The sequence below is a fragment of the Pantoea sp. Cy-639 genome (assembly GCF_011752525.1).
Lineage (GTDB): Bacteria > Pseudomonadota > Gammaproteobacteria > Pseudomonadales > Pseudomonadaceae > Aquipseudomonas.
Genome location: NZ_VWXI01000017.1, coordinates 1 through 26,829, shown reverse-complemented (window position 1 = coordinate 26,829; position 26,829 = coordinate 1). Strand labels below are relative to the sequence as shown.

The 26,829-nt window shown below is 64.2% G+C and carries 24 protein-coding genes; 5 read left to right on the top strand and 19 right to left on the bottom strand.

Going from position 1 to position 26,829, the window contains the following annotated elements:
* Positions 1-147: 147 nt before the first annotated feature.
* Complete coding sequence (gene gltP, locus F3J43_RS19205; protein WP_166890361.1) at positions 148-1,482, top strand: glutamate/aspartate:proton symporter GltP; 1,335 nt, start codon at positions 148-150, stop codon at positions 1,480-1,482.
* A 180-nt stretch (positions 1,483-1,662) separates the two neighbouring features.
* The gene (locus F3J43_RS19200; RefSeq protein WP_166890357.1) at positions 1,663-2,892 is read left to right on the top strand and encodes a spore maturation protein; all 1,230 of its coding nucleotides are present in this window, start codon (positions 1,663-1,665) and stop codon (positions 2,890-2,892) included.
* Here F3J43_RS19200 and F3J43_RS19195 read toward each other — a convergent pair.
* The 9 genes from F3J43_RS19195 to F3J43_RS19155 form a co-directional block, all read right to left on the bottom strand.
* Entirely contained in the window at positions 2,874-3,497 is a 624-nt protein-coding gene (locus F3J43_RS19195) for an ABC-type transport auxiliary lipoprotein family protein (RefSeq protein ID WP_166890354.1), read from the bottom strand. The genes F3J43_RS19200 and F3J43_RS19195 overlap by 19 nt on opposite strands.
* Positions 3,494-4,432, bottom strand: a complete 939-nt coding sequence (locus F3J43_RS19190) for an MlaD family protein (protein WP_166890351.1) — start codon at positions 4,430-4,432, stop codon at positions 3,494-3,496. The genes F3J43_RS19195 and F3J43_RS19190 overlap by 4 nt, the downstream gene beginning before the upstream one ends.
* A gap of 3 nt (positions 4,433-4,435) precedes the next feature.
* Positions 4,436-5,227: an ABC transporter ATP-binding protein gene (locus F3J43_RS19185; RefSeq protein WP_166890348.1), complete on the bottom strand. Its 792-nt coding sequence runs from the start codon at positions 5,225-5,227 to the stop codon at positions 4,436-4,438.
* Positions 5,224-6,357: an ABC transporter permease gene (locus F3J43_RS19180; protein WP_166890345.1), complete on the bottom strand. Its 1,134-nt coding sequence runs from the start codon at positions 6,355-6,357 to the stop codon at positions 5,224-5,226. The genes F3J43_RS19185 and F3J43_RS19180 overlap by 4 nt, the downstream gene beginning before the upstream one ends.
* Positions 6,358-6,435: 78 nt before the next feature.
* On the bottom strand, positions 6,436-7,458 hold the full coding sequence (locus F3J43_RS19175; protein WP_166890341.1) for a DUF5924 family protein: 1,023 nt from the start codon (positions 7,456-7,458) through the stop codon (positions 6,436-6,438).
* Positions 7,459-7,560: 102 nt separating this feature from the next.
* Positions 7,561-8,967: a M16 family metallopeptidase gene (locus tag F3J43_RS19170; RefSeq protein ID WP_166890338.1), complete on the bottom strand. Its 1,407-nt coding sequence runs from the start codon at positions 8,965-8,967 to the stop codon at positions 7,561-7,563.
* 31 nt (positions 8,968-8,998) lie between these two features.
* A complete protein-coding gene (locus F3J43_RS19165; protein WP_166890335.1) occupies positions 8,999-10,654 on the bottom strand; it encodes a Na/Pi cotransporter family protein in 1,656 nt (551 codons plus the stop codon).
* Between the two features lie 235 nt (positions 10,655-10,889).
* Positions 10,890-11,660 (bottom strand): TerC family protein, encoded by a 771-nt coding sequence (locus F3J43_RS19160; RefSeq protein WP_166890331.1) that lies wholly within the window; start codon positions 11,658-11,660, stop codon positions 10,890-10,892.
* 73 nt (positions 11,661-11,733) lie between these two features.
* Positions 11,734-13,041 carry a CitMHS family transporter gene (locus tag F3J43_RS19155; RefSeq protein WP_166890328.1) on the bottom strand — a complete coding sequence of 436 codons (1,308 nt, stop codon included), beginning with the start codon at positions 13,039-13,041 and terminating at the stop codon, positions 11,734-11,736.
* Positions 13,042-13,311: 270 nt separating this feature from the next.
* Here F3J43_RS19155 and F3J43_RS19150 point away from each other — a divergent pair, with 270 nt between their 5' ends.
* Complete coding sequence (locus F3J43_RS19150; protein ID WP_166890325.1) at positions 13,312-13,713, top strand: GFA family protein; 402 nt, start codon at positions 13,312-13,314, stop codon at positions 13,711-13,713.
* Between the two features lie 507 nt (positions 13,714-14,220).
* Here the strand turns inward: F3J43_RS19150 and F3J43_RS19145 are convergent.
* From F3J43_RS19145 to F3J43_RS19100, 10 genes are all read right to left on the bottom strand, one after another.
* On the bottom strand, positions 14,221-16,170 hold the full coding sequence (locus F3J43_RS19145) for a DUF7844 domain-containing protein (RefSeq protein WP_205297979.1): 1,950 nt from the start codon (positions 16,168-16,170) through the stop codon (positions 14,221-14,223).
* 5 nt (positions 16,171-16,175) lie between these two features.
* A complete protein-coding gene (locus tag F3J43_RS19140; protein WP_166890319.1) occupies positions 16,176-16,496 on the bottom strand; it encodes a DUF2388 domain-containing protein in 321 nt (106 codons plus the stop codon).
* A gap of 36 nt (positions 16,497-16,532) precedes the next feature.
* Positions 16,533-16,826, bottom strand: a complete 294-nt coding sequence (locus F3J43_RS19135) for a DUF2388 domain-containing protein (protein ID WP_166890315.1) — start codon at positions 16,824-16,826, stop codon at positions 16,533-16,535.
* Positions 16,827-16,912: 86 nt separating this feature from the next.
* Positions 16,913-17,230 carry a DUF2388 domain-containing protein gene (locus F3J43_RS19130; protein ID WP_166890312.1) on the bottom strand — a complete coding sequence of 106 codons (318 nt, stop codon included), beginning with the start codon at positions 17,228-17,230 and terminating at the stop codon, positions 16,913-16,915.
* A gap of 296 nt (positions 17,231-17,526) precedes the next feature.
* The gene (locus F3J43_RS19125) at positions 17,527-17,742 is read right to left on the bottom strand and encodes a DUF1127 domain-containing protein (RefSeq protein ID WP_166890310.1); all 216 of its coding nucleotides are present in this window, start codon (positions 17,740-17,742) and stop codon (positions 17,527-17,529) included.
* Positions 17,743-18,115: 373 nt separating this feature from the next.
* Positions 18,116-19,609, bottom strand: coding sequence for a succinyl-CoA:acetate CoA-transferase ScpC (gene scpC / locus F3J43_RS19120; RefSeq protein ID WP_166890307.1), 1,494 nt, complete (start codon positions 19,607-19,609; stop codon positions 18,116-18,118).
* Between the two features lie 186 nt (positions 19,610-19,795).
* The gene (locus F3J43_RS19115; RefSeq protein WP_166890304.1) at positions 19,796-21,247 is read right to left on the bottom strand and encodes an NAD(P)(+) transhydrogenase (Re/Si-specific) subunit beta; all 1,452 of its coding nucleotides are present in this window, start codon (positions 21,245-21,247) and stop codon (positions 19,796-19,798) included.
* On the bottom strand, positions 21,244-21,564 hold the full coding sequence (locus F3J43_RS19110; RefSeq protein WP_166890301.1) for an NAD(P) transhydrogenase subunit alpha part 2: 321 nt from the start codon (positions 21,562-21,564) through the stop codon (positions 21,244-21,246). Before F3J43_RS19110 ends, F3J43_RS19115 begins: the two co-directional genes overlap by 4 nt.
* An 11-nt stretch (positions 21,565-21,575) precedes the next feature.
* Positions 21,576-22,697 (bottom strand): Re/Si-specific NAD(P)(+) transhydrogenase subunit alpha, encoded by a 1,122-nt coding sequence (locus F3J43_RS19105; RefSeq protein WP_166890298.1) that lies wholly within the window; start codon positions 22,695-22,697, stop codon positions 21,576-21,578.
* Positions 22,698-23,135: 438 nt separating this feature from the next.
* Entirely contained in the window at positions 23,136-24,035 is a 900-nt protein-coding gene (locus F3J43_RS19100) for a LysR family transcriptional regulator (RefSeq protein ID WP_166890295.1), read from the bottom strand.
* A gap of 166 nt (positions 24,036-24,201) precedes the next feature.
* Here F3J43_RS19100 and F3J43_RS19095 point away from each other — a divergent pair, with 166 nt between their 5' ends.
* Together F3J43_RS19095 and F3J43_RS19090 are read left to right on the top strand one after the other, a co-directional pair.
* Positions 24,202-25,383, top strand: coding sequence for an acyl-CoA dehydrogenase (locus F3J43_RS19095; protein ID WP_166890292.1), 1,182 nt, complete (start codon positions 24,202-24,204; stop codon positions 25,381-25,383).
* Positions 25,384-25,398: 15 nt separating this feature from the next.
* Positions 25,399-26,619, top strand: a complete 1,221-nt coding sequence (locus tag F3J43_RS19090) for a CaiB/BaiF CoA transferase family protein (RefSeq protein ID WP_166890289.1) — start codon at positions 25,399-25,401, stop codon at positions 26,617-26,619.
* Positions 26,620-26,829 lie beyond the last annotated feature (210 nt).

Here is a 26,829-nt window from a genome sequence, read left to right as displayed (position 1 = left end):
TTCCCTGACCCGAGCACCCGAAACACTCGCTCGAGGTGACCTTCCATGGGGCCAGCAGCTGGAAGAACACCCGTCAAAGCGCTCGAAAGGCTCTGCGACGCGGCTTTCCGGATGTTGCCCGTGACCACTACAACAAAGGGTAATGATATGAAGAAGGCAAAACTGAGCCTCGCCTGGCAGATCGTCATCGGTCTGTTGCTGGGCGTTGCAGTCGGCGCGCTACTGAATCATTTCAGTGCAGAAAAGGCATGGTGGATCAGCAACGTCCTCCAACCTGCCGGCGACATCTTCATTCGCCTGATCAAGATGATCGTCGTCCCGATCGTGATTTCGTCGCTGATCGTGGGCATCGCCGGGGTTGGCGACGCGAAGAAACTGGGCAGCATCGGCCTGAAGACCATCATCTACTTCGAGGTGGTGACTACCATCGCCATCGTCGTCGGCCTGGTCCTGGCCAATGTGTTCCACCCGGGTGCCGGTATCGACATGAGCACCCTGGGCACCGTCGACATCTCCAAGTACCAGGCCACTGCGGCCGAGGTGCAACATGAGCACGCGTTCATCGAGACCCTGCTCAACCTGATCCCGTCCAATATCTTCGCGGCGCTGATGCGTGGCGAGATGCTGCCGATCATCTTCTTCTCGGTGATGTTCGGCATGGGGCTGTCGAGCCTCAACGCCGACCTGCGCGAGCCGTTGGTGCGTACCTTCCAGGGTGTGTCGGAGACCATGTTCAAGGTCACCCACATGATCATGAACTACGCCCCGATCGGTGTGTTCGCCCTGATCGCCGCCACCGTCGCCAACTTCGGCTTCGCCTCGCTGCTGCCGCTGGCCAAGCTGGTGCTGCTGGTGTACTTCGCCATCGCCTTCTTCGCCTTCATGGTGCTGGGCCTGGTGGCGCGCGTGTTCGGCTTCTCGATCATCAAGATCATGCGCATCATGAAAGACGAGCTGATCCTCGCCTACTCCACCTCCAGCTCCGAGACCGTGCTGCCGCGCGTGATCGAGAAGATGGAGAAGTACGGTGCGCCGAAGTCGATCTGCTCGTTCGTGGTGCCGACCGGCTACTCGTTCAACCTCGACGGTTCGACCCTGTACCAGAGCATCGCGGCGATCTTCATCGCCCAGCTGTACGGCATCGACCTGTCGATCGGCCAGCAGCTGATGCTGGTGCTGACCCTGATGGTCACCTCCAAGGGCATCGCCGGCGTGCCGGGCGTGTCGTTCGTGGTACTGCTGGCCACCCTGGGCAGCGTGGGCATCCCGCTGGAAGGCCTGGCCTTCATCGCCGGTGTCGACCGCATCATGGACATGGCCCGTACCGCGCTGAACGTGGTCGGCAACGCCCTGGCCGCAGTGGTCATCGCCAAGTGGCAGGGTATGTACGACGCCGAGAAAGGCGAGGCGTACTACAAGTCGCTGGTCCTGGCCAAAGGCAACAAGGACGCAGTGGTGGCGGGCAAGACCGTCAACCAGTAAGGCCTTGAGCTGAATCGAAGAGCCCCGACTTGTCGGGGCTTTTTGCATGTCGGAGCCATTGCCTGCGCTTGCAGAAGCGGCCTTGCATCGCGAAAGGGCCGCATGGCGGCCCCAGCCATTCGCGACACAGGGCCGTTCCTGCAGCTATCATTCCGGCACTTTTCACGGGGGAACTCTCGGATGCTCAACGGCCTCTGGCTCGGCTTTTTCCTGGTGGCGGCCATCTCCGCCCTGGCCCAGTGGCTGGTTGGCGGCAACGCCGGTATCTTCGCCGCGATGGTCGAGAGCATCTTCGCCATGGCCAAGCTGTCGGTGGAGGTCATGGTCCTGCTGTTCGGCACCCTGACGCTGTGGCTGGGCTTTCTCAAGATCGCCGAGAAGGCCGGCATCGTCGAATGGCTGGCCAAGGTCCTCGGCCCGCTGTTCGCCCGCCTGATGCCGGAGGTGCCGTCCGGCCACCCTGCCCTGGGCCTGATCACCATGAACTTCGCCGCCAACGGCCTGGGCCTGGACAACGCAGCCACCCCCATCGGCCTGAAGGCCATGCGTGCCTTGCAGGAGCTCAACCCCAGCAGCACCACGGCAAGCAATGCACAGATCCTGTTCCTGGTGCTCAACGCTTCGTCACTGACCCTGTTGCCGGTGACGGTGTTCATGTACCGCGCCCAGCAGGGCGCCACTGACCCGACCCTGGTGTTCCTGCCGATCCTGCTGGCCACCAGTGCCTCGACCCTGGTCGGCCTGCTGTCGGTGGCGGTGATGCAGCGCCTGCGGCTGTGGGACCCGGTTGTGCTGGCCTACCTGATTCCCGGCGCCTTGCTGCTGGGCGGCTTCATGGCGTTTCTCGGTACCCTGTCGGCTGCCGCGTTGGCCGGCCTGTCGTCGATCCTCGGCAACCTGACGCTGTTCGGCGTGATCATCCTGTTCCTGGTCATTGGCGCGCTGAAACGGGTGCAGGTGTACGAGGCGTTCGTCGAGGGCGCCAAGGAAGGTTTCGATGTGGCCAAGAGCCTGCTGCCGTACCTGGTGGCGATGCTGGTGGCCGTCGGCGTGCTGCGCGCCTCGGGCGCCCTGGAACTGGCGCTGGACGGCATTCGCCACGCAGTGGGCTGGATGGGGCTGGACACCCGCTTCGTCGAGGGCCTGCCCACGGCCTTGGTCAAGCCGTTCTCCGGCAGCGCGGCGCGGGCGATGTTGATCGAGACCATGCAGACCCACGGTGTCGACAGCTTCCCGGCGCTGGTGGCGGCGACCATCCAGGGCAGTACCGAGACCACCTTCTACGTGCTGGCGGTGTATTTCGGCGCCGTGGGCATCCAGCGCGTGCGCCATGCCGTGGGCTGCGCACTGCTGGCCGAATTTTCCGGGGTGGTTGCGGCGATCGGTGTCTGCTACTGGTTCTTCGCCTGAGCCCGACCGGCCTGGCCCACGGTCCAGTCGATCACCTGGCGTGCCAACTGGTCGCTGGCCGTGCCGAAGCCGGCGACCACCGCCGGTACTGTCTGCTCGCCCAGTGGCTGGCGCACCTCGAAACGCTTGCTGGCCAGGATGCGCTGGCTGCGGCCTTGCACCAGCCGCGCGTCGTAGCGGATCACCACTTCGACCTGGTGGCCTGAGCGGTACTCGCTCTGGAACGCCTGCAGCTCGCCGCCGAGTTCGTAGTCGGCCTGCAGGTTGCTGTCGTCGGCGCTCAGGCGCGGTACCCGGCCATCACGCTGGAAACCGTCGAGCAGGCGGTTGCGCAGCAGCAGCGGCACCGGGTCGCTCCAGCGCGCACCCTTGTAGCTGCTGATCACGTCACCCTGGGGAATCACCGCGATGCGCGGGCCGCCCAGCGCATCGCTGGCCAGGGGCTTGTTCAGGCGCAGCGACCAGTCCACTGCCGTGCCTTTGCCCGGCGCCTGGTTGACTGGCAGGCGGTAGATATCCACAGGCGCGCTCTGCGGCAGGATCGAGCAGGCCGAGACCAGGCCCAGGGCGGCGGCCAGCAGGGCCAGGCGCAACGAACGGATCATGGCTGGAACTCCTTGTTGTTGTCGCGACCGAGCAGGTAGCCGCTCGGGTCTGCCTCCAGACGCCGGGAAATGCCCTTGAGGGAATTGAGCGTCTCGCGCAGCTCGCGGATGGCCGGGGCGAGCTGGTTCAAGCCTTGGGCGCCATCGTCGAGGGATTGGCGGTTGTCCTTGAGCAGGCTATTGATGGTGGCGGTGCTTTCGGCCAGCGACTGCATGGCCTGCTCGGCGCTGCCGATAGCCTGCTTGCCCTGGTTGCCGAGCAGGCCGTTGGCATTGCGCATCAGTGCCTGGGTCTCGGCCAGGGTGGCGTTGGCCTGGCGGCCGACCTGGGCCAGTTGGGCGATGGCATCGCTGATGCCACCCTTCTGGTTGGCGAAGGCGCCGGTGGTCTGGTCGAGGTTGGCCAGGGTGTTGCTCAGGTGCTCGATGTTGCTTTCGGAGAACATCTGGTTGGCGTTGTGCAACAGCATGTTGATGTTGGTGACCAGGTCGCTGCTGTCGTTGAGCAGCCGCGAGATCGGCGAAGGCGAGGCGACGATCACCGGCAGCTTGCCATCCTTGCCCTTGAGTTCCGGACTCTGCGGGGTGCCACTGCTGAGCTGGATGAACGCGTTGCCGGTGACCCCGGCCAGCGTCAGCTTGGCCTGGGTGTCTTCCTTGACCGGGGTGTCGCCGCTCAGGCGCACGCGAGCCAGCACCCGGCGCGGGTCCTTGGGGTCCAGGCGCAGGCTGCTGACGTCGCCGACCTTGATGCCGTTGTACTGCACCGGGCTGCCGCGGGACAGCCCCGAGACGGCCTCGTTGAACACCACTTCGTAGTCCTTGAACGCGTTGTCGACGCTGGACTTGGTCAGCCACAGGCCGAACAGCATGGCACCGGCCACCACCAGCACGGTGACCAGGCCAATCAGGACATGATGAGCTCGGGTTTCCATCGTTCAGCGCTCCTGGCGGGCGCGCAGGGCGGCGTCTTCGGCCGCCCGGCCGCGCGGGCCGTGAAAGTATTCGTGGATCCAGGGATCGTCGGTGTTCTCGACTTCGCTCAGCGGGCCGGCCACCAGTACCTTTTTCTGCGACAGTACCGCGATCCGGTCGGTGATGGTGTAGAGGGTGTCGAGGTCGTGGGTGATCAGGAACACCGAGAGGCCCAGGGCATCGCGCAGGGTGAGGATCAACTGGTCGAAGGCGGCGGCGCCGATCGGATCGAGGCCAGCGGTGGGTTCGTCGAGAAACAGGATGTCCGGGTCCAGGGCCAGTGCGCGGGCCAGGGCGGCGCGCTTGATCATGCCGCCGGACAGCGAGGCCGGGTACTTGTCGGCGGCGCTGATCGGCAGGCCGGCCAGGGCCAGCTTGACCCCCGCCAGGTGCTCGGCATCGGCCCGCGACAGCCCGGCGTGCTCGATCAGAGGCAGGGCGACGTTCTCGGTGACGGTCAGCGACGAGAACAGCGCGCCCTTCTGGAACAACACGCCGAAGCGTCGTTCGAGCAGCGAGCGCTGCGTTTCACTGGCCGTGGCCAGGTCCTCGCCGAACACCCTCACCGTGCCCTCGTTGGGCCGACGCAGGCCGACGATGCTGCGCAGCAGCACCGACTTGCCGCTGCCCGAACCGCCGACCACGGCGAGGATCTCGCCGCGGTACAGGTCCAGGTCGAGGTTCTCGTGCACGCTCTGGCTACCGAACCGGTTGCAGATGCCCCGCGCCTCGATGACTGCCTCGCGTCCGCTCACCAGCCCATCTCCATGAAGAACAGCGCGGCCACGGCATCGAGCACGATGACCACGAAGATCGATTGCACCACCGCCGAGGTGGTATGGGCGCCGACCGATTCGGCGCTGCCGCTGACCTTGAAGCCTTCCAGGCAGCCGATGGCGGCGATCAGGAAGGCGAAGAACGGTGCCTTGGCCAGGCCTACCAGGAAGTGCTGCACGCCGATGTCGCTCTGCAGCAGCGAAAGGAACATCGCTGGCGAGATGTCCAGGGTGAGCGCGCAGACCACCGCGCCGCCGACCATGCCGCAGATCATCGCGACGAAAGTCAGCAGCGGCAGGGCGATCAGCAGTGCCAGCACCCGTGGCACCACCAGCAGTTCGATGGGGTTCAGGCCCAGGGTGCGGATGGCGTCGATCTCTTCGTTGGCCTTCATCGAGCCGATCTGCGCGGTGAAGGCACTGGCGGTGCGGCCGGCCATGAGGATGGCGGTCAGCAGCACGGCGAACTCGCGCAGGAACGAGAACGCCACCAGATCGACGGTGAAGACCGTTGCGCCGAAATCGGCCAGCACCGTGGCGCCGAGGAAGGCCACCACCGCGCCCACCAGGAAGGTCAGCAAGGCCACGATCGGTGCGGCATCCAGGCCGGTCTGCTCGAGATGGGAGACCACCGGTGTGACGCGCCAGCGATGAGGCTGGAACAGGCGCAGCAGCAGGGTTTCGAGGATCAGGCCGATGAAGCCCAGGACCTGCTTGGTGTCCTGCCAGAGGGTATCGACCGAGCAACCGATCCGTGCCAGCAGCAGGAGCAGCACCGGGCGCTCCGGCTGCTTGAGCGGGATGCAGTAGTCCTGCACCGAGCAGTACACGTTCTTGAGCAGGGCCTGGCTGGCCTCGGGCAGTTGCCCGGTGCAGTGCGACAGGCGCTCGGCGCCGAGCAGCTCGGCCAGCAGCGAGGCGCCGGCGGTGTCCAGGCGGCCCAGTTGGCTGAGGTCGACGACGGTGTCGTCGCCATACTGGGTGCGCAGTTGCTCGCACGCGCGCTTCAGCTCGGCATAGTGGGCCAGGGTCCAGTCGCCGACGATGTGCAGGCGACTGGGTTGCGGCTGGGTATCCAGGGTGGCGCTCGGGGCGGTCATAGGCTCCATGCTTCTGACAGAGGGCGGCGAGTCAGATCATAGCGCAGTGGACCGGGCGGGGTTTGTTGAAAATGCCCCGCGATTGCCTCAAGCGGCCGGGGCGTCGTCGACCACCTTGAAGCGCAGCACGCCGATCACCTGCCCGTCCTCGGTCAGCACCCGCACCTGCCACTTGCCCACCGGGTTGGGCGGGAAGTTCTGCTTGTGGGTCCAGGCCCGGTAGCCCTCCTTGCGCCCCCCATGGATATCTAGGGCGATGCGATCCACCTCTTTGCCGTCCAGTTGCCACACATGGTAGATGCGCTCGTCCAGGCCTCGCGGCGCGTTGATCGCGGTGTAGGCGTAAAGACCACTGCCGCGGATGCGGCTGGCCGGGATTTCCTCCAGCGAAGCGCCTGGCTGGCGGTTCTGCACCTCGGTGCTGACTGCCACCTCGGTCAGCCACAAGGTCGCCGGCGGTACCCAGGAGCGCAGCAGCCAGCCGCCGGCGCCCACTGCCAGGGTCACCAGCACCAGGGCCACGCCGCGTCGCCAGTTGTTGATCGGGAAACTGCTGGCCAGGCTTGGGAACGACAGCAGCATGGCGGCGACCAGCGCCAGCTTGTAGCTCTGCGCGGTGGTCAGGTGGAGGATGATCGGCAGCGCCGTGAGCATCGCGGCGAACAGGGTCAGGGTGTGCAGGGCGAGGAACAGCCAGCGTCGCGGCGCCAGCCACTTGTAGTACAGCGGATCGACGATGGCGATCAGGCCGGCGGCGCCGAGCAGGCCGGTGAATACCAGCTGGCCGCTGTTCCAGGTGGTGGTGATGAAGAAGAACGGCAGGACGAAGAACAGGCTTTCCTGGTGGATCAACTGGGTCGCGTAGCGCAGCAGCGGCTGGGGGATTTCGCGCTTGAAGGTGCGGGCGAACAGCTCGGTGAGGGTGTTCTCCAGCATCAGCCAGACCCAGCTGACCAGCATCACGATGGCGATCCAGCTGGCCAGCCCGGCCTGGCGGTCGACCAGAATGAAGCTGGCGATCCCCGAGAGGAAGCCATAGAGCGCGATGACGCCGGGGTAGCGCTTGAGCAGTTCGATCAGGCGCAGGACGAAGTTGGGTATTGGGGGCATTAGGCAGGCAACAGGGAGCGGTGGATGGCTGTACCGGCTCATCGCGGGACCGGCCCGGTCCCGCGATGAGCGCTGGCGAAAGGCCTACAGGATACCGCCGAATCATCGCTCCCGTGTAGCGCCGCTGGGCCTGCTCTCTGAATGGCGACGCCGGCGGATCAGCCCGGCGGCGAAGATCAGCGCCAGCAGCAACGCTACCAGCCCATAGAGCTCGTCATAACCCAGCAATGGCTTCTCGATGCGCAGGTAGCCCGGCTCCTTGAGCAGTTCGCGCAATGCCGCATCGGCTTCCTTCAGGCTGACCTGGCGCAGCTTGCCCACCGGATCGGCGAAATGTCCGTCTTCGTAGTCGTTGAGCGCCCCCCAGTAGTAGTCGGCCAGCGCCGTGTTGCCCTGGGTGCTCCAGTTCTCGCGGGCGATTGCCGCGTCCTTGATGCGGGCGAAGGTGTCCGGGTCCAGGCCGTGCTTGCGCAGATGGTCGAACAGTTGTTCGAGCACGTTCACGGCGGTATCGATGTCCTGGCGCTCAAGGTCGGCGTTGAGGCTGAGCAGGCCGCTGTCGCCGAAGCTTTCGCGCAGTACCGACGGGCCGTACGAAAGCCCGTGGCGCAGGCGCAACTGGTCGTAGATGGCCCAGTCCAGGTAGCGTGACAACAGCTCCAGGGTCTGGTCGTTGCCGTTGTCCAGGACTGGCTCGATGAACAGCCAGTGCAGCTTGACGCTGTCGCCCAGCCAGCCGCGGGTCAGGTCGCGGCGCTGTTCGGCCTGCTGGGTGATGCTCTCCAGGGTGCGACGCTCTTCGGGCTCGGTCGATGGCAGGGTGCCGAAGGTGCGTTCCAGATAGGCCGGCAGCACACGGTCGAGGCCGCCGACGATGATCAGGCTCATGTTGTTGGCGGCGTACCAATGCTCGCGCAGGTGCTGCACCTGCTCCAGGGTCATGTCGTCGAGGTCGGAGCGCTCCTTGCACTTGAGGCCCAGCTCCGACGCCAGCTGGTCGCTGGCGGGATGGCCGACGTCCTGGCGGTCGAGCCAGCGCTGCAAGTGGCTGTAGTGACCGCCGTCCTCACGCTCGATGATCTTCTTCGCCGTCGCCAGGGCCTTGGCGTCGATGCGGGTGTCGCGCAGCAGCGCCAGCAGCAGGTCGAGCACCTTGCGCTGGTTGCGCGCCGGGGCCTCGATGACGAAGGTGGTGTCGGCGCTGCTGGTGAAGGCATTCCACTCGCCGCCCAGAGACTGCAGGCGCTCCTCCAGGCCGCCCTCGCCGGTTTCATCGATGCCGCTGAACAGCAGGTGCTCGAGCAGGTGCGGCAGTTCGCGCTGGTCGCAGTCGAAGTCGTCGAGGCCGACGCCGACCACCAGGCGGATCGATACATGGTCGCGTTCGTAACCGGACTTGAGGATCACCTGCAGGCCGTTGGGCAACAGGTAGCCCTCGACCCGCGAGCGATCGAGGGCAAGGGCGGGCAGGCTGCAGATCAGCAGGCAGACGAACATCAGGCGACGCATGGGCGGGCTTCGGTCTCCGGGGTGTCAGGGTTCAGGACAGGGCTTGGTCGGGCTCACCGTCGAGCATCAGTCCGCCGGTATCGCTGCCGCCCAGTACCACATAGGCACTGCTGCAGAACAAAGAGTTCAACCGTTTCATGTCGGCGATGAGCTCCAGGTGCAGCGAACTGGTCTCGATGCTCTGCACCACCTTGCGTTGCAGGCGACTGACATGGGCATGCGCCAGGCGCCGTTCCTGGGCGCGGAAACGGCGCTTCTCGCGCAGCAGCAGGCGCGCGCTCTCGGGGTCGGCGCTGAGGAACACCGACAGCCCCAGGCGCAGGTTGGACAGCAGTTGCTCCTGCAGACCGGTCAGTTCCTCCAGGCCGACCTGGGAGAACTCGCGGCGCTGCGAGGTCTTCTGCTGCTGGACCTTGCGCAGCATGCGCTCGATGAGGTCGCAGGCCAGCTTGAGGTTGATCGCCAGTTCGATGATCTCGGCCCAGCGCCGGTTTTCCGGCTCGCTCAGGTCCTCCCGGGGCATCTGGGCCAGGTACAGCTTGATCGCGCTGTACAGGGCCTCGGCATCCTCGCCCAGTGCCCGGACTTGCTGGGGCATGGCCGTCTGCGTGCCGCGCAGGGCATTGAGCATGGCATCGAGCAGGCTGTCGACGATATCGCCCAGACGCAGGGTCTCGCGGGCGGCGTTGGCCAGGGCCAGGCTGGGGGTGGCCAGGGCGGAGGCGTCCAGGTGACGCGGCTTGATCTGGCCGTTGCCGTTCTCGCGGTCCGGCAGCAGGGTGTCGCACAACCGGCCCATGTAGGTCACGGTGGGCAGCATGATCAGGCAGCGCAGGGTGTTGTAGAGCAGGTGGAAGCCGATCACCAGCTCCTGCGGGCTGAAGCTCAGGCTGTCCATCCATTCCACCAGCGGGTGCAGCACGGGAATGACCAGCAACAGCCCGATCAGCTTGTACAGCAGGCTGCCCAAGGCCACGCGCCGGCCCGCGGTGTTCTGCATGTTGGTGCTGATGAAGGCCAGCAGGCCGCTGCCGATGTTGGCGCCGACCACCAGGCCGATGGCCACCGGCAGGCTGATCACCTCGGCACCGGCCAGGGTCGCGGTCAGCAGCACGGCGGCCAGGCTGGAGTAGGAGACCATGGCGAAGACTGCGCCGACCAGGGCGTCGAGCAGGATGTCGCCGGTCAGCGAGGCGAACAGCACCTTGACCCCTTGGGCATGGGTGATCGGTGCGGCGGCGTGGACGATCAGTTGCAGGGCCAGGATGATCAGCCCCAGGCCGATACCGACCCGGCCCATCTGGCCGACACGGGTCTGCTTGCGCGACAGGAAGAAGATCACGCCGAGGAAGATCAGCAACGGCGACAGCCAGGACAGATCGAAGGTCAGCACCCGTGCCATCAGCGCGGTACCGACGTCGGCGCCGAGCATGATCGCCAGGGCCGGGGTCATGGCCATCAGCCCCTGGCCGACGAAGGAGGTGACCAGCATGGCGGTGGCGTTGCTGCTCTGCACGATGGCCGTGACCAGGATCCCGGCAACGAACGCCAGTGGCCGCTTGTTCATGTTCTGGCTGAGCACGCGGCGCAGGTTGGAACCGTACACGCGCAGGATGCCGGTACGCACGATGTGCGTGCCCCAGACCAGCAATGCCACGGCCGAGAGCAGGTTGAGCAGGATCAGCATGGTTCGGGCCCCCTGTGTCCGATGCCCCGACACGGGGCCAATGGGTGGAGCGGTGAGCCTGGCCCGGGGCTGGGCTGTTCTTCGTCAGTGCTCACTGAGTCTATTAGTTGTTTTGTGTGACAGGCGTCAGCTTGGCATGGCCTAGCCCGATTGTCATGGACCCTGCCCGCCTCTGCCGGACGCCAGACATGAAAAAGGGCCCCGAAGGGCCCTTTCGCTGACGCACAGCCTGGCCTTACTGGCCCGGCATGTCCTTGCGCAGCTTCACCGGCTCGTGCTCCTTGCCTTCCTTGCGGGCCAATGCCGTGCGCATGCGGATGTTGATGGCTTCCACCGCCAGCGAGAAGGCCATGGCGAAGTAGACGTAGCCCTTGGGGACATGCACGTCGAAAGCTTCGGCGATCAGCACGGTACCGACGACGATCAGGAACGAAAGTGCAAGCATCTTCAGCGAAGGGTGCTTGTCGATGAAGTCACTGATGGTACCGGCGCAAAGCATCATCACCAGCACGGCGACGATGATCGCGGCGATCATCACCGGTACGTGGGAGACCATGCCCACGGCGGTGATCACCGAGTCCAGGGAGAACACGATGTCGATGATGGCGATCTGGATGATGGTGTAGAAGAACTTGCCACCGGCGCCCTTGGGCTGGTCCGGGCTCTCGTCTTCGCCTTCCAGGCCATGGTAGATCTCCTGGGAGCTTTTCCACAGCAGGAACAGGCCGCCGAAGAACAGGATCAGGTCGCGCCCGGAAATGCCCTGGCCAAGCACCACGAACAAGTCATCGGTCAGGCGCATGACCCAGGTGATCGACAGCAGCAGCATGATGCGGGTGACCATGGCCAGGGCCAGGCCGAAGATCCGTGTCCGTGGCTGCATGTGCTTGGGCATGCGGCTGACCAGGATCGAGATCATGATGATGTTGTCGATCCCGAGCACGATCTCGAGTGCGGTGAGGGTGAAAAAGGCAACCCAGATTTCCGGGCTGGTCAGCCATTCCATGTGTATTCCTTCGGCAATAATGGCGAAACGCCCGGGGGGCGGGGCGCTTCGCGGTGACGTGATGCGGTTGTTGTTACAGACTGCTGAACAGCGGGAAAGTCCCCATGGCCAACGCGGCGAGCATTATGCACAGGCACACCAGCACTGCCCACTTGAGGGTGAAGCGCTGGTGGTCGCCGAACTCGATGCCGGCCAGGGCCACCAGCAAGTAGGTGGAGGGTACCAGCGGGCTGAGCAGGTGCACCGGCTGGCCGACGATCGACGCACGGGCCATCTCCACCGGGGTGACGCCATAGTGGCTGGCGAAGTCCGACAGCACCGGCAGCACGCCGTAGTAGAAGGCGTCGTTGGACATGAAGAAGGTGAACGGCATGCTGACGATGGCGGTGATCACCGCCATGTACGGGCCAAGCGACTCCGGGATCACTGCCAGCAGGCTCTTGGACATGGCGTCGACCATGCCGGTGCCCGACAGGATGCCGGTGAAGATGCCCGCGGCGAAGATCAGCCCGCTCACGGCCAGGACGCTGGAGGCGTGGGCGGCGATACGGTCCTTCTGCTGCTGCAGGCACGGGTAGTTGATGATCATGGCGATGCTGAAGGCGATCATGAACAGCACCGGCAGCGGCAGCACGCCGGCGATCAGCGCGACCATCAGTGCGAGGGTCAGCGCGCCGTTGAACCAGATCAGCTTCGGCCGGCGCGCCTCGGGGAACTGCGACACGCTGATCTCGCTGTGATCGATGTCGTCGGTAGGCAGGTGCAGCTCGCCCAGGCGGGCACGTTCACGCTTGCCGTACCAGTAGGCGATGGCCAGGATAGCCAGCACGCCGAAGGCCATGGCCGGGATCATCGGCACGAAGATGTCCGACGGGTCGACGTGCAAGGCACTGGCGGCGCGGGCGGTGGGGCCGCCCCAGGGGGTCATGTTCATCACCCCGCCGGCGAGGATGATCAGCCCTGCCATGATCCGCGGGCTCATGCCCAGGCGGCTGTACAGCGGCAGCATGGCCGCGCAGCAGATCATGTAGGTGGTGGCGCCGTCACCGTCGAGGGACACCACCAGGGCCAGCACCGCGGTGCCGACCGAGACTTTCAGCGGGTCGCCCTTGACCAGTTTGAGGATCTTGCGCACGGCCGGGTCGAACAGGCCGGAGTCGATCATCAGGGCGAAGTAGAGAATGGCGAACATCAGCATCACGCCGGTGGGCGCGAGCTTGCTGATGCCTTGCAGCATCATCGGGCCGATGTCGTGGTAGAAACCACCGAACAGGGCGAACAGGATCGGGACCAGGATCAGCGCGATCAAGGCCGACAGGCGCTTGGTCATGATCAGGTACATGAAGGTGATGACCATGGCGAAGCCGAGGAAGGTCAGCATGGTGGTACTCCAGGCGTGGCGCGGCGAAAGGAAGGACGATTCGGGCGGATCAGCGCGTCGGGCGCTGCGCGTGGAGCGGACGGAGGGGAGCTGCGGACAGGCGGGCACAGGAAAACATCGGGAATCACCATTGTTGTTGTTGGTTCGGGCCGGGCGCGGTCGTGATTAGGCGCCCTGGCTGACCGGTCTGCTGCCGGTGGTCGCGCTATCCTATGCGGGCAAGCTTTCAGCCAGCTTTCGCCAGGGGCAAGGCGACGGGAGGTCATTCGGATGTCGGAAACAGTCGAGGGCGGGTGCCATTGCGGTGCTCTACGGTACCGGTTGCAGGGTGATCTGGGCGATGTCGCGCATTGCCACTGTTCGATCTGCCGACGGGTCAGCGGCGGTACGCTGGTGACCTGGATTACCCTGCCTCTCGCGGGCTTCCAGTGGTTGGCAGGCTCGCCGCAGCGTTATGTGGCGCCGAACAGCTGCAGTCGTTATTTCTGTGGCGGGTGTGGCGCGCACGTGGCGCTGGTGACCACGCAGAGCCCGGACACGATTGATGTGACGGTGGCGACGCTGGACCATCCTGAACGGGTGCAAGCCAACCGGCACATCTGGGTGGGCAGCCGGTTGCCATGGCTGCAGGTGGATCCGGGGTTGCCGGAGGAGGACGAGGAGCAGTTGTAGGACTTGAACAGGTCATCGCTGGCTGCGCCAGCTCCCACAACCACCCCAGCGCAGCCTTTGGTGGGAGGTGGCATCCACAATCGCACCAGCGCAGCCTTTGGTGGGAGATGGTATCCACAATCGCACCAGCGCAGCCTTTGGTGGGAGGTGGCATCCACAATCGCACCAGCGCAGCCTTTGGTGGGAGGTGGCATCCACAATCGCACCAGCGCAGCCTTTGGTGGGAGGTGGCATCCACAATCGCATCAGCGCAGCCTTTGGTGGGAGGTGGCATCCACAATCGCACCAGCGCAGCCTTTGGTGGGAGGTGGCATCCACAATCGCACCAGCGCAGCCTTTGGTGGGAGGTGGTATCCACAATCGCACCAGCGCAGCCTTTGGTGGGGGGGCATCCACAGTTGCACCAGCGCTGCCCTTGGTGAGAGCAGGCATCCCACATCACACCTGCTCTGCCCTCGGTGGGAGCTGGCGCAGCCAGCGATGGCGCGCACAGCGCGCCTTTCAGGATCAGGGTAGTTGCAAGCCGCCAGCGGCCTTGTGCAAGGCCCGCAGGTGTTCGCCGACCTGCTTGATGTTGGCTTCCACAGCCTTGATCTCCCGGCCCCGCTCTGGCCCCAGCAGCGCCCGGACCTGCTGGTCCAGGTCAGTACTCAGGCGCAGCAGTTGGGCCTGGCGCTCGCTGCTGGCCTGCTCCAGCTGCTTGCGCTCCTGCGGCTGCGGGATGCCATAGCCCCCTGCCCCCAGCAACTCGGCCGGACGGCTGAGGAAGCCACTGTTGGCCAGCATCGCCTGCAGGGTCTGGTTGGCCTTGTCGAAGCTGCCGTCCTGGCGTGCGCGGCCATTGAGGTAGCGCTGCTTCACTTCATCCTGGGCCAGCAGCAACTGGCGCCGCAGGCTGGCCTGCTCCAGCAGCAGCAGGGCCGCGCTGGTACGCAGGTCGGCGCGGTCGAACCACGGGCGCCGCTGCTCGGCATCCAGGGCCAGCCAGTCTTCCACGGCATTCTGCTTGATCGGCAACTGTTTCTTCAGCACGTCGAACATGGCTTGGTAGCGATCGCGGTAGGAGTCGAAGCGATAACCGAGCCGTAGTGCCTCGCGGGGGTCATCGAGCACGCTGGTGTCGGCCAGCCCCCTGCCCTTGAGCACCTCCAGCAGGCCGTTGGGCATGATGCTGTCGAGGTCGCTCAGGCGTGGATTGCCGGTACCGCTGCGCAGCAGCTTGAGGGACTCCACGGCACAGTTGTTGGACAGGAAGTAGTAGTTGCCGTCGTAGCTCCAGTGCATTTCGGCGGCCTGGCGCACCAGGTTCTCGATTTCGGCGCGGCTGAGCTTGAGCGGCACCGAAGCGAGGCTGCGCAGTTCGGTCTTGGTGTACTCGTCGATCACCTGGCCCAGCGGCAGCACGAACAGCCGCGAGGGATAGGCGCCGGTAAGGCCGTCCCAACTGGACAGCTGCACATCGTTGACGAAGGCGCGGTACGACAGCACCAGGCTCCGGTCCAGGTCCAGCCGGCAGTCCGGGCCGCGTGGTCGGCCGGGCGCACAGATCACCAGGCGCAGCATGCTGTGGCCCCAGCGGCTGACCCAGTTCTGGTTGGCCTCGGCCAGCAGGTAATCCACCTCGTAGACCTGCTCCGGGTCGATCTCGCCCAATGGCTGGCGGGCGAAGTCATTGCCGGCATTGAGGAACGGCAGGCCCTTGGCGCAGGTGTCCTGTTGCGGTGCCCAGTCGAAATGTTCGCTCAGGTACTGGTTGAGCGCCGGGCGGCGGCAGCCGTAGCTGGGGTCGAGGAGGAAATACTCCATGTTGACCGCAATGAATTCTTTCGGGCTGCTCAGCTCGTAGATGTCCGGGCTGCGTACTCCCTGGCCGTTGTGCTGTTCGCGCTCGCCGCGGCGACCGACGTACTGCGGCCAGCCGGCCAGGTCGAGCAGGCGCGGGTCGTCGCTCAGGGTGAAGCGGCGCTCGGCCTGGCCGCGGCAGTCCTCGGGCAGGCCGATCTTGCCCAGGCTGCCTTGCTGGCGCTTGCAACGGGTGATCAGTTGGCGCTCGGCAGCCGGCCACAGGCGGGCGCGGTCATAGATATGGGTCAACTCGTGGAGGACGGTGGCCAGCAGTTCCTCGCGGACCGTGCCGTGGGGGCGGTGGGTCTGTTCGCGGGCGGCGCTGCCGTCGACCAGGCCTGGCAGCAGTCGACGGTTCAGGTCGAGCGTGGACACCAGTGACGCCTGCCCGTAGGCGTCCTCGGGCATCTGTGCGGACCAGCTGACCAGGACTCGACGGTCGAGGCGTTGCTTGAAGCTTGGCGGCAGTTTGTCCAGGGCCTCATCGAGCAGCACCTGGGTGGCTTGCCGTTGTGACTGATCCAGCCCAGTGTCCTGCAGCACCAGTTGCAGGTCGGCCAGGGCGGGCGTGCCCAGCAGCGTCAGGACGCAGCCGAGCAGCCAGGCACGCAAGGGTTTCACAGGGCGAGAATGGCTTCGGCCAGCACCTGGTCGCTGGCATCGCGGGCCTCGGGCACGCGCGCGCGAAGGGTGCCGAACGCCGCCTCGAGCTGGGCGCCGCGGATATCGCCGTTGCTGGCGACGAAGCTGGCCGCGTCGTCATGGGCTTCACGCACCACCTTCGAGTCGCGGATCGAGGTGGTGGTGTCGGAGGTGAAGTCGATCGAGCGGCCGAAGGCACGGACGATGATATTGCTGGTGGCCACCAGGGTGTGGGCCTGGGCCATGTCGGCCAGTACCAGCATGCCGAGGGCGGCGGCGATCAGCGATTTACGCATGGAGCATCTCCGGATAATGCGAGGGAAGCAGTGTAGTCATTGGACGAGAATCGCCTCGGCCAGTTCAAGATCGCCGACAGAGTGATGCAAGGTGTGCTGGCGCAGCGAACTGAACGCCGCTTGCAGGCGTACCCCGCGGATCAGGCCATCACTGGCGACGAACGCAGCCGCATCGTCGTGGGCACCGGCCACCAGCTTGCGGTCGAATGGCGCGCTGGTCACCTGGCTGGTGACATAGCCGGTGACGACCAGGTTCTGGGTAGTGACATCCAGGGCATGGGCGTTGCTCATGCCGGCGAGGGCGATCAGTAGAGGCAGCAGGTAACGCATGGGTCGTCTGGATGGTGATCTCGGGCAGCGAAGGCTACTCCGGATCCAGTGGCCAAGGCCAGTGAATCCGGGCGTAGAGCGTGGCGTCAGAGTGCGAGGATGGCGCGTGCCAACTGCGTGTCGCTGGCTTGCAGGTTAGGCTGTTGCTGACGGATGTAGGCGAACGCACTCTCCAGCTTGGCGCCGCGGATCGCGCCCTCGCTGCCGACGAAGGTCGCGGCGTCGTCACGAGCGGCCTGGACAATCTTGTTGTCGCGGAACGAGGAGGACATGTCGGAGGTGGCATCAGTGGTCGCGGCTACGGCGCGCACGACGGTGTCGGTGGTGACGACGAAGCTGGAGGCATGGGCTGCGCCGGCGAGCGAGAGCAGCAGGGCCGCGCCAAACAGGTGATTACGGGACATGATTGAAGAACTCCTGCAAAAGGACTGATTGTTTCTGGTTATCGGACGCTCGCTGGGCTCGTCACGGTACGTTGTTTACCAGGCGCGTAGGACAAGCGTACCACGCAGTGGTTCTGGCACCTGCGGCGGCAAAAGATCACAAATCGTAACTGTGCCTATCTATTTACGGTTTTATGAAACTGTAATGGTTTATTCGCAAAGGCTCTATCCCAAGGCCTGCAAACGAAGAACCCGCTGCAGTCACCTGCAGCGGGTTCTTGTGAACTGAGGTGCCGGAGAGGGCCGGCAGCCAGGGCTTAGCGCCAGAACGGCTTGCTCAGCTCTTCGTAGCGCTGCGACTCGCTGATACCGGCGTCGGCCAGCAGGCGGGAGTCCAGGCGTGCCAGCTGGCGGCGGCTGGAGATGCGGCGCTGCCAGAGCAGCAGAGTGGAAATAACGCGCAGCGGCAGCGAAGCGTTGGCGGCTTGGGCGTTGTTTTCGAAAACCAGGTCGGAACTGAGGGTACGTTCCATGATGTGTCATCCTTCCGCTTGTGGCGGCATTAGATAGTGATTTAACTGGTGCCCATCTTCCTCTCCTGCTGTCCAGAACAGTAGATACAGTTCGCTAGCATTACGATGGGCCAGTTAACTGTTTAACCCTGCTGTTGCAGTCAAAATCCGCATAACTGTACCGGTGCGCACAACTATGGTGCGGTATTGGCTCAATCCTGAGGATGAGCTGGTCGAATCGATAGTTTTTAGCGGTACAGTAGTACAGTTTTTTCGATTCTATTGGCCAAGTGTTTTTGCCTCGTCCCGTGAAACGCGTTGAGCAGGCAAAAAAAAGCGGGGCCAGGTGGCTTCCATGTCCTGGAAACCCCCTGGCCCCGCTGTTCGAGCTGGATCAGCCGACGAGCATATGGCCGGTCTCTTCCAGGTTTTCGTGCCAGCTCAGGGCCTCGCGCAGGATATGCGGGGTGTGGCCGCCACGTTGGCAAGCGCGCTCGAAGTAGTCGTTGAGCGCTGCGCGATAGTCTGGGTGCACGCAGTTGTCGATGATCGCCCGGGCACGTTCGCGTGGCGCCAGGCCGCGCAGGTCCGCCAGACCCTGCTCGGTGACCAGGATGTCGACGTCGTGCTCGGTGTGGTCGACATGGCTGACCATCGGTACCACGCTGGAAATCGCGCCACCCTTGGCGATCGACTTGGTGACGAAGATGGCCAGATGGGCGTTGCGGGCGAAGTCGCCGGAGCCGCCGATGCCGTTCATCATCTTGGTGCCGCAGACGTGGGTCGAGTTGACGTTGCCGTAGATATCGAACTCCAGCGCGGTGTTGATACCGATGATGCCCAGGCGCCGGACCACTTCAGGATGGTTGGAGATCTCCTGCGGACGCAGGACCAGCTTGTCCTTGTAGCGTTCCAGGTTGCCGAATACGTCGGCATTGCGGCGGCTCGACAGGGTGATCGAGCTGCCCGAGGCGAACCGCAGCTTGCCGGCGTCGATCAGGTCGAAGGTCGAGTCCTGCAGCACTTCGGAGTACATGGTCAGGTCTTCGAACGGCGACTCGATCAGGCCGCACATCACGGCGTTGGCGATGCTGCCGATGCCGGCTTGCAGCGGGCCGAGCTTGTTGGTCATGCGCCCGGCTTCCACTTCGCCCTTGAGGAAGGCGATCAGGTGGTCGGCGATGCCCTGGGTCTCGTGGTCAGGCGGCAGCACGGTGGACGGCGAGTCCGGCTGGTCGCTGATGACGATGCCGACGATCTTGGCCGGGTCGATCGGGATGGCGGTGCTGCCGATACGGTCGTCGACCTTCACCAGCGGAATCGGCGTGCGGGTCGGGCGGTAGGTCGGAATATAGATGTCGTGCAGGCCTTCGAGGTTGGCATTGTGCGACAGGTTGATCTCGACGATGACCTGCTTGGCGAAGATCGCGAAGCTGGCCGAGTTGCCTACCGAGGTGGTCGGCACGATGTGGCCTTGTTCGGTGATCGCAACCGCTTCGATGACGGCGATGTCCGGCAGCTTGAGCTGCTGGTTGCGCAATTGCTCGACGGTTTCCGACAGGTGCTGGTCGATGAACATCACCTTGCCGTCGTTGATGGCCTTGCGCAGGGTGCTGTCGACCTGGAATGGCATGCGACGCGCCAGCACGCCGGCCTCGGTCAGTTGCTTGTCCAGGTCGTTGCCCAGGCTGGCGCCGGTCATCAGGCTGATCTTCAGCGGCGACAGTTTCGCGCGCTCGGCCAGTGCGTGAGGCACGGCCTTGGCTTCGCCGGCGCGGGTGAAACCGCTCATGCCGACGGTCATGCCGTCCTGGATCAGGCCAGCGGCATCAGCCGCACTCATTACCTTGCTGTGCAGGGAGGACAAGCGGATACGATCACGGTACATGGATTGTTATCTCGGGCTACTGAAGCTACTGGAAGCGCAGTCTAGAGATTTCGCCCGGTGCCGTCCCGCGACCATGGTCGTATGCCAGGCCGTGAAGTAGAGCCGTTGATCTGGATCATGCAAATGAAAAGGCCCCCGGGGAATAACCCCTGGGGGCCTTGCTGCCCTTCTATATATAGAGAGGGGTCACTCCACGGCCTTGACCATGTCCTCGATGACTTTCTTCGCGTCGCCGAACACCATCATGGTCTTGTCCAGGTAGAACAGTTCGTTGTCCAGCCCCGCGTAGCCGCTGGCCATCGAGCGCTTGTTGACGATGATGGTCTTGGCCTTGAAGGCCTCGAGGATCGGCATGCCGGCAATCGGCGATTTCGGGTCGTTCTTCGCCGCCGGGTTGACCACGTCGTTGGCGCCCAGCACCAGCACCACGTCGGCCTGGCCGAACTCGGCGTTGATGTCCTCCATCTCGAACACCTGGTCGTACGGCACTTCGGCTTCAGCCAGCAGTACGTTCATGTGCCCAGGCATGCGACCCGCCACTGGGTGGATCGCGTACTTCACGGTGACGCCGTTGTGGGTCAGCTTCTCGGTCAGTTCCTTGAGTGCGTGCTGGGCACGGGCCACGGCCAGGCCGTAGCCGGGAACGATGATCACGCTGTCGGCGTTGCTCAACAGGAAGGTGGCATCGTCGGCCGAACCGGATTTCACCGGGCGTTGCTCCTTCGAGCCTTGCGCCGCGCCGGCGTCGGTATCGCCACCAAAACCGCCGAGGATCACGTTGAAGAACGAGCGGTTCATCGCCTTGCACATGATGTACGAGAGGATCGCGCCGCTCGAGCCCACCAGCGAACCTGCGATGATCAGCATCGAGTTGTTCAGCGAGAAACCGATACCCGCCGCCGCCCAGCCTGAATAGCTGTTGAGCATCGACACCACCACGGGCATGTCGGCACCGCCGATCGGGATGATGATCAGCACGCCCATGATGAACGCCAGGGCGAGCATCAGGGTGAAGGCGCTGTAATGACCGGTGAAGGTGAACAGCAGACCGAGGGCGAGGGTGGCCAGGCCGAGGATCAGGTTCAGCTTGTGCTGGCCGGCGAACTGTACCGGTGCGCCTTGAAACAGGCGGAACTTGTACTTGCCCGACAGCTTGCCGAAGGCGATGACCGAACCGGAGAAGGTAATCGCACCGATGGCTGCGCCGAGGAACAGTTCCAGGCGGTTGCCGGTGGGGATCGGGTCGCTGATGCTGGCGACGATGCCCAGCGATTGCGGTTCGAGCACGGCGGCAATGGCGATGAACACTGCCGCCAGGCCGATCATGCTGTGCATGAACGCCACCAGCTCGGGCATCTTGGTCATCTCGACGCGCTTGGCCATGATCGAGCCGGCGCTGCCGCCGACCAGCAGGCCGACGATCACATAGCCGATGCCGGCAGTCGCACCGCCGCTGCCGACCGAGAGCGCGGCCAGCTTGTAGATGAGCCCTACCGTGGTGAGCACGGCGATGCCCATGCCGATCATGCCGAACAGGTTGCCGCGGCGCGAAGTGGTCGGGTGCGAGAGCCCCTTGAGTGCCTGGATGAAGCAGACCGAGGCGACCAGGTACAGAAGCGTTACCAGATTCATGCTCATGCTTGTTTCTGCGCCTCGTTCTTGGTTTTTTTCTTGAACATTTCCAGCATGCGGCGGGTGACCAGGAAGCCACCGAACACGTTGACCGCGGCCAGCGCCACGGCCAGGGTGCCCATGAACTTGCCGGCCGGGGTGACGGTCAGCGCGGCGGCCAGCATGGCGCCGACGATGACGATCGCGGAAATGGCGTTGGTCACCGCCATCAGTGGGGTGTGCAGGGCTGGGGTGACGTTCCAGACCACGTGATAGCCAACGTAGATGGCCAGCACGAAGATGATCAGGTTGTAGATCCCGTGGGAAATCAGCATGTCTTCCATTGTCGTGCTCCTCAGCCGTTCTTGCGCACGACCTGGCCGTCGCGGCACATCAGGCACGCGGCGACGATGTCGTCTTCGAGGTTGATGACCAGTGCGCCGTCCTTGTCGAACAGCAGCTTCATGAAGTCCAGCAGGTTGCGCGCGTAGAGCGCCGAGGCGTCCGCGCCGACCTGGGCCGGCAGGTTGGTCGGCCCGGCGATGGTCACGCCATGGGCCTGTACCACCTGGTCGGCGACGGTCAGCGGGCAGTTGCCGCCCTGGGCCGCAGCCAGGTCGATGACCACCGAACCGGGTTTCATCTGCGCCACGGTCTCGGCACTGAGCAGGGTCGGTGCCTTGCGTCCGGGAATCAATGCGGTGGTGATGACGATATCGGCCTGCTTGGCGCGCTCGTGCACCGCCTGGGCCTGGCGCTGCATCCAGCTGGCCGGCATCGGCCTGGCATAGCCGCCGACGCCCTCGGCGCATTCGCGCTCTTCGTCGGTCTCGTAAGGCACGTCGATGAACTTGGCACCGAGGGACTCGATCTGCTCCTTCACCGCCGGACGCACATCCGAAGCCTCGATCACCGCGCCCAGGCGCTTGGCCGTGGCGATGGCCTGCAGGCCGGCGACACCGGCGCCGAGGATCAGCACGCGGGCGGCCTTCACGGTGCCGGCGGCGGTCATCAGCATGGGCATGAAGCGCGGATAGTGATGGGCGGCCAGCAGCACCGCCTTGTAGCCGGCGATGTTGGCCTGAGACGACAGCACGTCCAGGCTCTGGGCCCGTGAGGTGCGTGGTGCCGCTTCCAGGGCGAAGGCGGTGAGGCCGCGTTCGGCCATCTTGGCGATCAGTTCATTGTTGAACGGGTTGAGCATGCCCACCAGCAGGCTGCCACTGGTGATCAGCGTCAGCTCCTGGTCGTTGGGCGCGGTTACCTTGAGCACCAGCTGCGCGCCGAAGGCGTCGGCGGCTTCACCCAGCGTGGCGCCCGCGGTTTCATAGGCACTGTCCGGTATGGCGGCTTGTAGCCCCGCCCCCCGTTGCACGGTGACCTGATGGCCCTGGCCAACCAGTTTCTTGATGGTTTCCGGGGTCGCGGCGACCCTTGTCTCACCCGTCTGCGTCTCGAGAGGAACACCAATGTGCACGACTTTTTCTCCTGCGGTGACCTTTTGTTTTTGTAGAAACCAGCGCACTTCGGGTGGTGCGGCTGGGCGGTCGTAGGGCACGACTCCGCCGGATCCTGGGCGGGGGAGGCATTTTGCAGACGAACCCGAGGGCCTTCAACCGGTTCTGGAGCGAAACGAACTTAAAACTACAAGTCACCCTGTGACCGTATGTCGCAACGATTCGGAAGAAACCTCTCAAGCACGCGCTATCCGGAGCTTAGGAGAAAAATCCAAATATTTTCCGCTGTTTTCGTCAACGGCTTGCTGAATGTCGCAAAATAACCCGCAAACCAGCGTGGTCGCTAGGCTTGGCCATTATCTTGAGGGTGAGCAGAACAGATTACGAATTTGCGACAAATCCATATATCTGTAGGTGTTTAAAATAATTGACTACAGGGTCAGGTTGTCTGCCCTGCCCTATTTCTCCGCGGTGTACTGCCTGGCCTGGGCTACCAGCCAGTCGCGAAAGGCCCGTAATGAAGCGGACTCCACCTTCCGCTCGGGAATCATCAGATGGTAGGCCTTGTCACTGGCCAGCGCATGCCTGTTTGCGACCACCAGCCTGCCCTCCTCCAGTTCGCGCTGGATCAGGAACGGCGGGATCAGCGCGATACCCATCTCGTGCATAGCGGCCTGGGCGAGCATGGAGAACAACTCATAGCGTGGCCCGGTCATGTCACGCGCCACGCTCAGGCCCAGGCCGTCGAACCACTGCCGCCAGGCATAGGGGCGAGTGGTCTGTTGCAACAGTGGCAGTTCGGCGATCTGTCCCGCCTCGAGGCTGCCCTGCCCCTCGAGCAACGACGGGCTGCACACCGGCACCGGGTTCTCGCCCATCAGGCGATGGGACTGGGTGCCCGACCAGTCGGCGTCGCCGAAATAGATGGCGGCGTCGAACGGTGTGTCGGCGAACAGGAACGGCCGGGTGCGGTTGGTCAGGTTGACCGTGACCTCTGGATGCCGCTGCTGGAAGTCCTTGAGACGAGGTAGCAGCCATTGGGTGCCGAAGGTCGGCACCACTGCCAGTTCGATTACGTTGGCGCCCTGCTGACGCATGACCGACAAGGTGTCGCGCTCCACCGCATCCAGTTGCGCGGTTACCTGGCGGCTATAGGAAAGTCCGGCCTCGGTCAGCTTCACACCGCGACGGGAGCGACGGAACAGTTCGACATTGAGGAAGGTTTCCAGTCCGCCGATCTGCCGGCAGACGGCGCCCTGGGTCAATGCCAGCTCCTGGGCGGCCTTGGTGAAGCTCTCGTGGCGCGCGGCCGCTTCGAAGCAGACCAGGGCGGTAGTGCTGGGAATCTTGCGGCGCATGTACGTCAACCTCACTGGTCAGTCGCTGATTGCGGCTCTTGGCTGTTTACGGAGTGAGAAAATATCACTAAACCGTGCGCAATCCTCGTTTGTCCCGAGGATCGATCGGGCCTAGGATCAATGCAACAAAAAGAACCGCCCCTTCTTTCTTTCGAGGAATCCGCTCATGGCCGGTAAAGCAAGCTTCAACTGGATCGACCCGCTGCTGCTCGATCAGCAGCTCACTGAAGAAGAGCGCATGGTGCGTGACAGCGCTTATCAGTTCGCCCAGGACAAGCTGGCACCCCGTGTGCTGGAAGCGTTCCGCCATGAGCAGACCGACCCTGCGATCTTCCGCGAAATGGGCGAGGTAGGCCTGCTGGGCGCGACCATCCCCGAGCAGTACGGTGGCAGTGGCCTGAACTATGTGTGCTACGGCCTGATTGCCCGCGAAGTGGAGCGTATCGACTCTGGCTACCGTTCGATGATGAGCGTGCAGTCGTCCCTGGTGATGGTGCCGATCAACGAATTCGGTACCGAGGCGCAGAAACAGAAGTACCTGCCCAAGCTGGCCAGTGGCGAGTGGATCGGTTGCTTTGGTCTGACCGAGCCTAACCATGGCTCCGACCCGGGTTCGATGATCACCCGGGCGCGCAAGGTCGACGGTGGCTACCGCCTGACTGGCAGCAAGATGTGGATCACCAACAGCCCGATCGCCGACGTGTTCGTGGTCTGGGCCAAGGATGATTCCGGCGATATCCGCGGCTTCGTGCTGGAAAAGGGTTGGGCTGGTCTCAGTGCCCCGGCGATCCACGGCAAGGTTGGCCTGCGCGCCTCGATCACCGGTGAGATCGTCATGGACAACGTGTTCGTCCCCGAAGAGAACATCTTCCCTGAAGTGCGCGGTCTCAAGGGGCCATTCACCTGCCTGAACTCCGCTCGCTACGGTATTTCCTGGGGCGCGTTGGGTGCTGCCGAGGCCTGCTGGCACACTGCTCGCCAGTACACCCTCGATCGCCAGCAGTTCGGTCGTCCGCTGGCGGCCAACCAGTTGATCCAGAAGAAGCTGGCCGACATGCAGACCGAGATCACCCTGGCCCTGCAGGGCTGCCTGCGCCTGGGGCGGATGAAGGACGAAGGCAGTGCCGCGGTTGAAATCACTTCGATCATGAAGCGCAACTCGTGTGGCAAGGCACTGGATATTGCCCGCATGGCCCGCGACATGCTCGGTGGCAACGGTATTTCCGACGAGTTCGGCGTGGCTCGCCACCTGGTCAACCTCGAGGTGGTCAACACCTATGAAGGTACGCATGACGTGCACGCGCTGATTCTTGGCCGTGCGCAGACCGGTATCCAGGCGTTCTATTGAGAGAGGAGCCAGGCCATGGGCGCGCTTTCCCATCTGCGGGTACTGGACCTTTCGCGGGTACTGGCGGGCCCTTGGTCCGGCCAGATCCTGGCCGACCTCGGTGCGGACGTCATCAAGGTCGAGCGACCCGGCACGGGCGACGATACCCGCGCCTGGGGCCCGCCCTTCCTGCGTGACGCCCGGGGCGAGAACACCAGCGAGGCGGCCTACTACTTGTCGGCCAACCGCAACAAGCGTTCGGTGACCATCGACTTCACCCGGCCGGAAGGCCAGCGCCTGGTGCGCGAGCTGGCGGCGAAGTCGGACATCGTCATCGAGAACTTCAAGGTGGGCGGCCTGGCCAGCTACGGGCTCGACTACCTGAGCCTCAAGGCGCTCAACCCGAAGCTTATCTATTGCTCGATCACCGGTTTCGGCCAGACAGGGCCATATGCCAAGCGCGCGGGTTATGACTTCATGATCCAGGGGTTGGGCGGGCTGATGAGCCTGACCGGTCGGCCGGAAGGTGAAGAAGGCGCCGGTCCGGTGAAGGTGGGGGTGGCGCTTACCGATATCCTGACAGGGCTGTATTCCACCGTGGCCATCCTGGCTGCCCTCGCCCACCGTGATCAGTCCGGGCTTGGTCAGCACATCGACATGGCGCTTCTGGACGTCCAGGTCGCTTGTCTGGCCAATCAGGCGATGAACTACCTCACCACGGGCACTCCTCCCCGTCGATTGGGTAACGCGCATCCCAATATCGTGCCGTACCAGGACTTCCCGACGGCGGATGGCGATTTCATTCTCACCGTGGGCAATGACGGGCAGTTCCGCAAGTTCGCCGAGGTTGCCGGGCAGCCGCAGTGGGCCGACGATCCACGCTTTGCCACCAACAAGCAGCGCGTGGCTCATCGCGCCGAGCTGATTCCCCTGATTCGCCAGGCAACGGTGTTCAAGACGACTGCCCAGTGGGTGAGCGAGCTGGAGCAGGCAGGTGTGCCCTGTGGGCCGATCAACGACCTGGCGCAGATGTTCAAGGACCCGCAGGTGCTGGCGCGTGGGTTGGCAGTGAACATCGAGCATCCATTGGCGGGCACTGTGCCGCAGGTGGCCAGCCCGATCCGGTTGTCGGAGACACCGGTGGAGTACCGGCAGGCGCCTCCGCTGCTGGGCGAGCATACCGAGTCGGTACTGAAGGAAGTGCTGGGGCTGGATGCTGGAGCGGTGCACGAGCTGCGTAGTGCTGGCGTGCTGTGAGGCGCTTCTCTATATAAGCAGGGGCGGCCGGCAGGCCGCCCCTGCTTATATAGAGGTGCTTGGCGCGGAAGGTGTCTGGGGGTGTCAGATGGTCTTTGCAGGCCCTTTTCCCTAAATATTTGAAAATATTGAAATTAAGGGTTGACGCGGTTTCAGATCCCCTTATAATGCGCCCCACTTCCAGCGACAACGGAACGCGAAACTCCTTGA

Coding starts and splice junctions, on each gene's coding strand:
- F3J43_RS19115 (WP_166890304.1), bottom strand. CDS start 21,247: ATGAGCATGAATCTGGTAACGCTTCTGTACCTGGTCGCCTCGGTCTGC.
- gltP (WP_166890361.1), top strand. CDS start 148: ATGAAGAAGGCAAAACTGAGCCTCGCCTGGCAGATCGTCATCGGTCTG.
- F3J43_RS19130 (WP_166890312.1), bottom strand. CDS start 17,230: ATGTCCCGTAATCACCTGTTTGGCGCGGCCCTGCTGCTCTCGCTCGCC.
- F3J43_RS19175 (WP_166890341.1), bottom strand. CDS start 7,458: ATGCCCCCAATACCCAACTTCGTCCTGCGCCTGATCGAACTGCTCAAG.
- scpC (WP_166890307.1), bottom strand. CDS start 19,609: ATGTACCGTGATCGTATCCGCTTGTCCTCCCTGCACAGCAAGGTAATG.
- F3J43_RS19150 (WP_166890325.1), top strand. CDS start 13,312: ATGTCGGAAACAGTCGAGGGCGGGTGCCATTGCGGTGCTCTACGGTAC.
- F3J43_RS19155 (WP_166890328.1), bottom strand. CDS start 13,041: ATGCTGACCTTCCTCGGCTTCGCCATGGTCATCACCTTCATGTACCTG.
- F3J43_RS19125 (WP_166890310.1), bottom strand. CDS start 17,742: ATGGAACGTACCCTCAGTTCCGACCTGGTTTTCGAAAACAACGCCCAA.
- F3J43_RS19195 (WP_166890354.1), bottom strand. CDS start 3,497: ATGATCCGTTCGTTGCGCCTGGCCCTGCTGGCCGCCGCCCTGGGCCTG.
- F3J43_RS19200 (WP_166890357.1), top strand. CDS start 1,663: ATGCTCAACGGCCTCTGGCTCGGCTTTTTCCTGGTGGCGGCCATCTCC.
- F3J43_RS19190 (WP_166890351.1), bottom strand. CDS start 4,432: ATGGAAACCCGAGCTCATCATGTCCTGATTGGCCTGGTCACCGTGCTG.
- F3J43_RS19140 (WP_166890319.1), bottom strand. CDS start 16,496: ATGCGTAAATCGCTGATCGCCGCCGCCCTCGGCATGCTGGTACTGGCC.
- F3J43_RS19090 (WP_166890289.1), top strand. CDS start 25,399: ATGGGCGCGCTTTCCCATCTGCGGGTACTGGACCTTTCGCGGGTACTG.
- F3J43_RS19165 (WP_166890335.1), bottom strand. CDS start 10,654: ATGCTGATCCTGCTCAACCTGCTCTCGGCCGTGGCATTGCTGGTCTGG.
- F3J43_RS19110 (WP_166890301.1), bottom strand. CDS start 21,564: ATGGAAGACATGCTGATTTCCCACGGGATCTACAACCTGATCATCTTC.
- F3J43_RS19160 (WP_166890331.1), bottom strand. CDS start 11,660: ATGGAATGGCTGACCAGCCCGGAAATCTGGGTTGCCTTTTTCACCCTC.
- F3J43_RS19170 (WP_166890338.1), bottom strand. CDS start 8,967: ATGCGTCGCCTGATGTTCGTCTGCCTGCTGATCTGCAGCCTGCCCGCC.
- F3J43_RS19180 (WP_166890345.1), bottom strand. CDS start 6,357: ATGGAGCCTATGACCGCCCCGAGCGCCACCCTGGATACCCAGCCGCAA.
- F3J43_RS19135 (WP_166890315.1), bottom strand. CDS start 16,826: ATGCGTTACCTGCTGCCTCTACTGATCGCCCTCGCCGGCATGAGCAAC.
- F3J43_RS19100 (WP_166890295.1), bottom strand. CDS start 24,035: ATGCGCCGCAAGATTCCCAGCACTACCGCCCTGGTCTGCTTCGAAGCG.
- F3J43_RS19095 (WP_166890292.1), top strand. CDS start 24,202: ATGGCCGGTAAAGCAAGCTTCAACTGGATCGACCCGCTGCTGCTCGAT.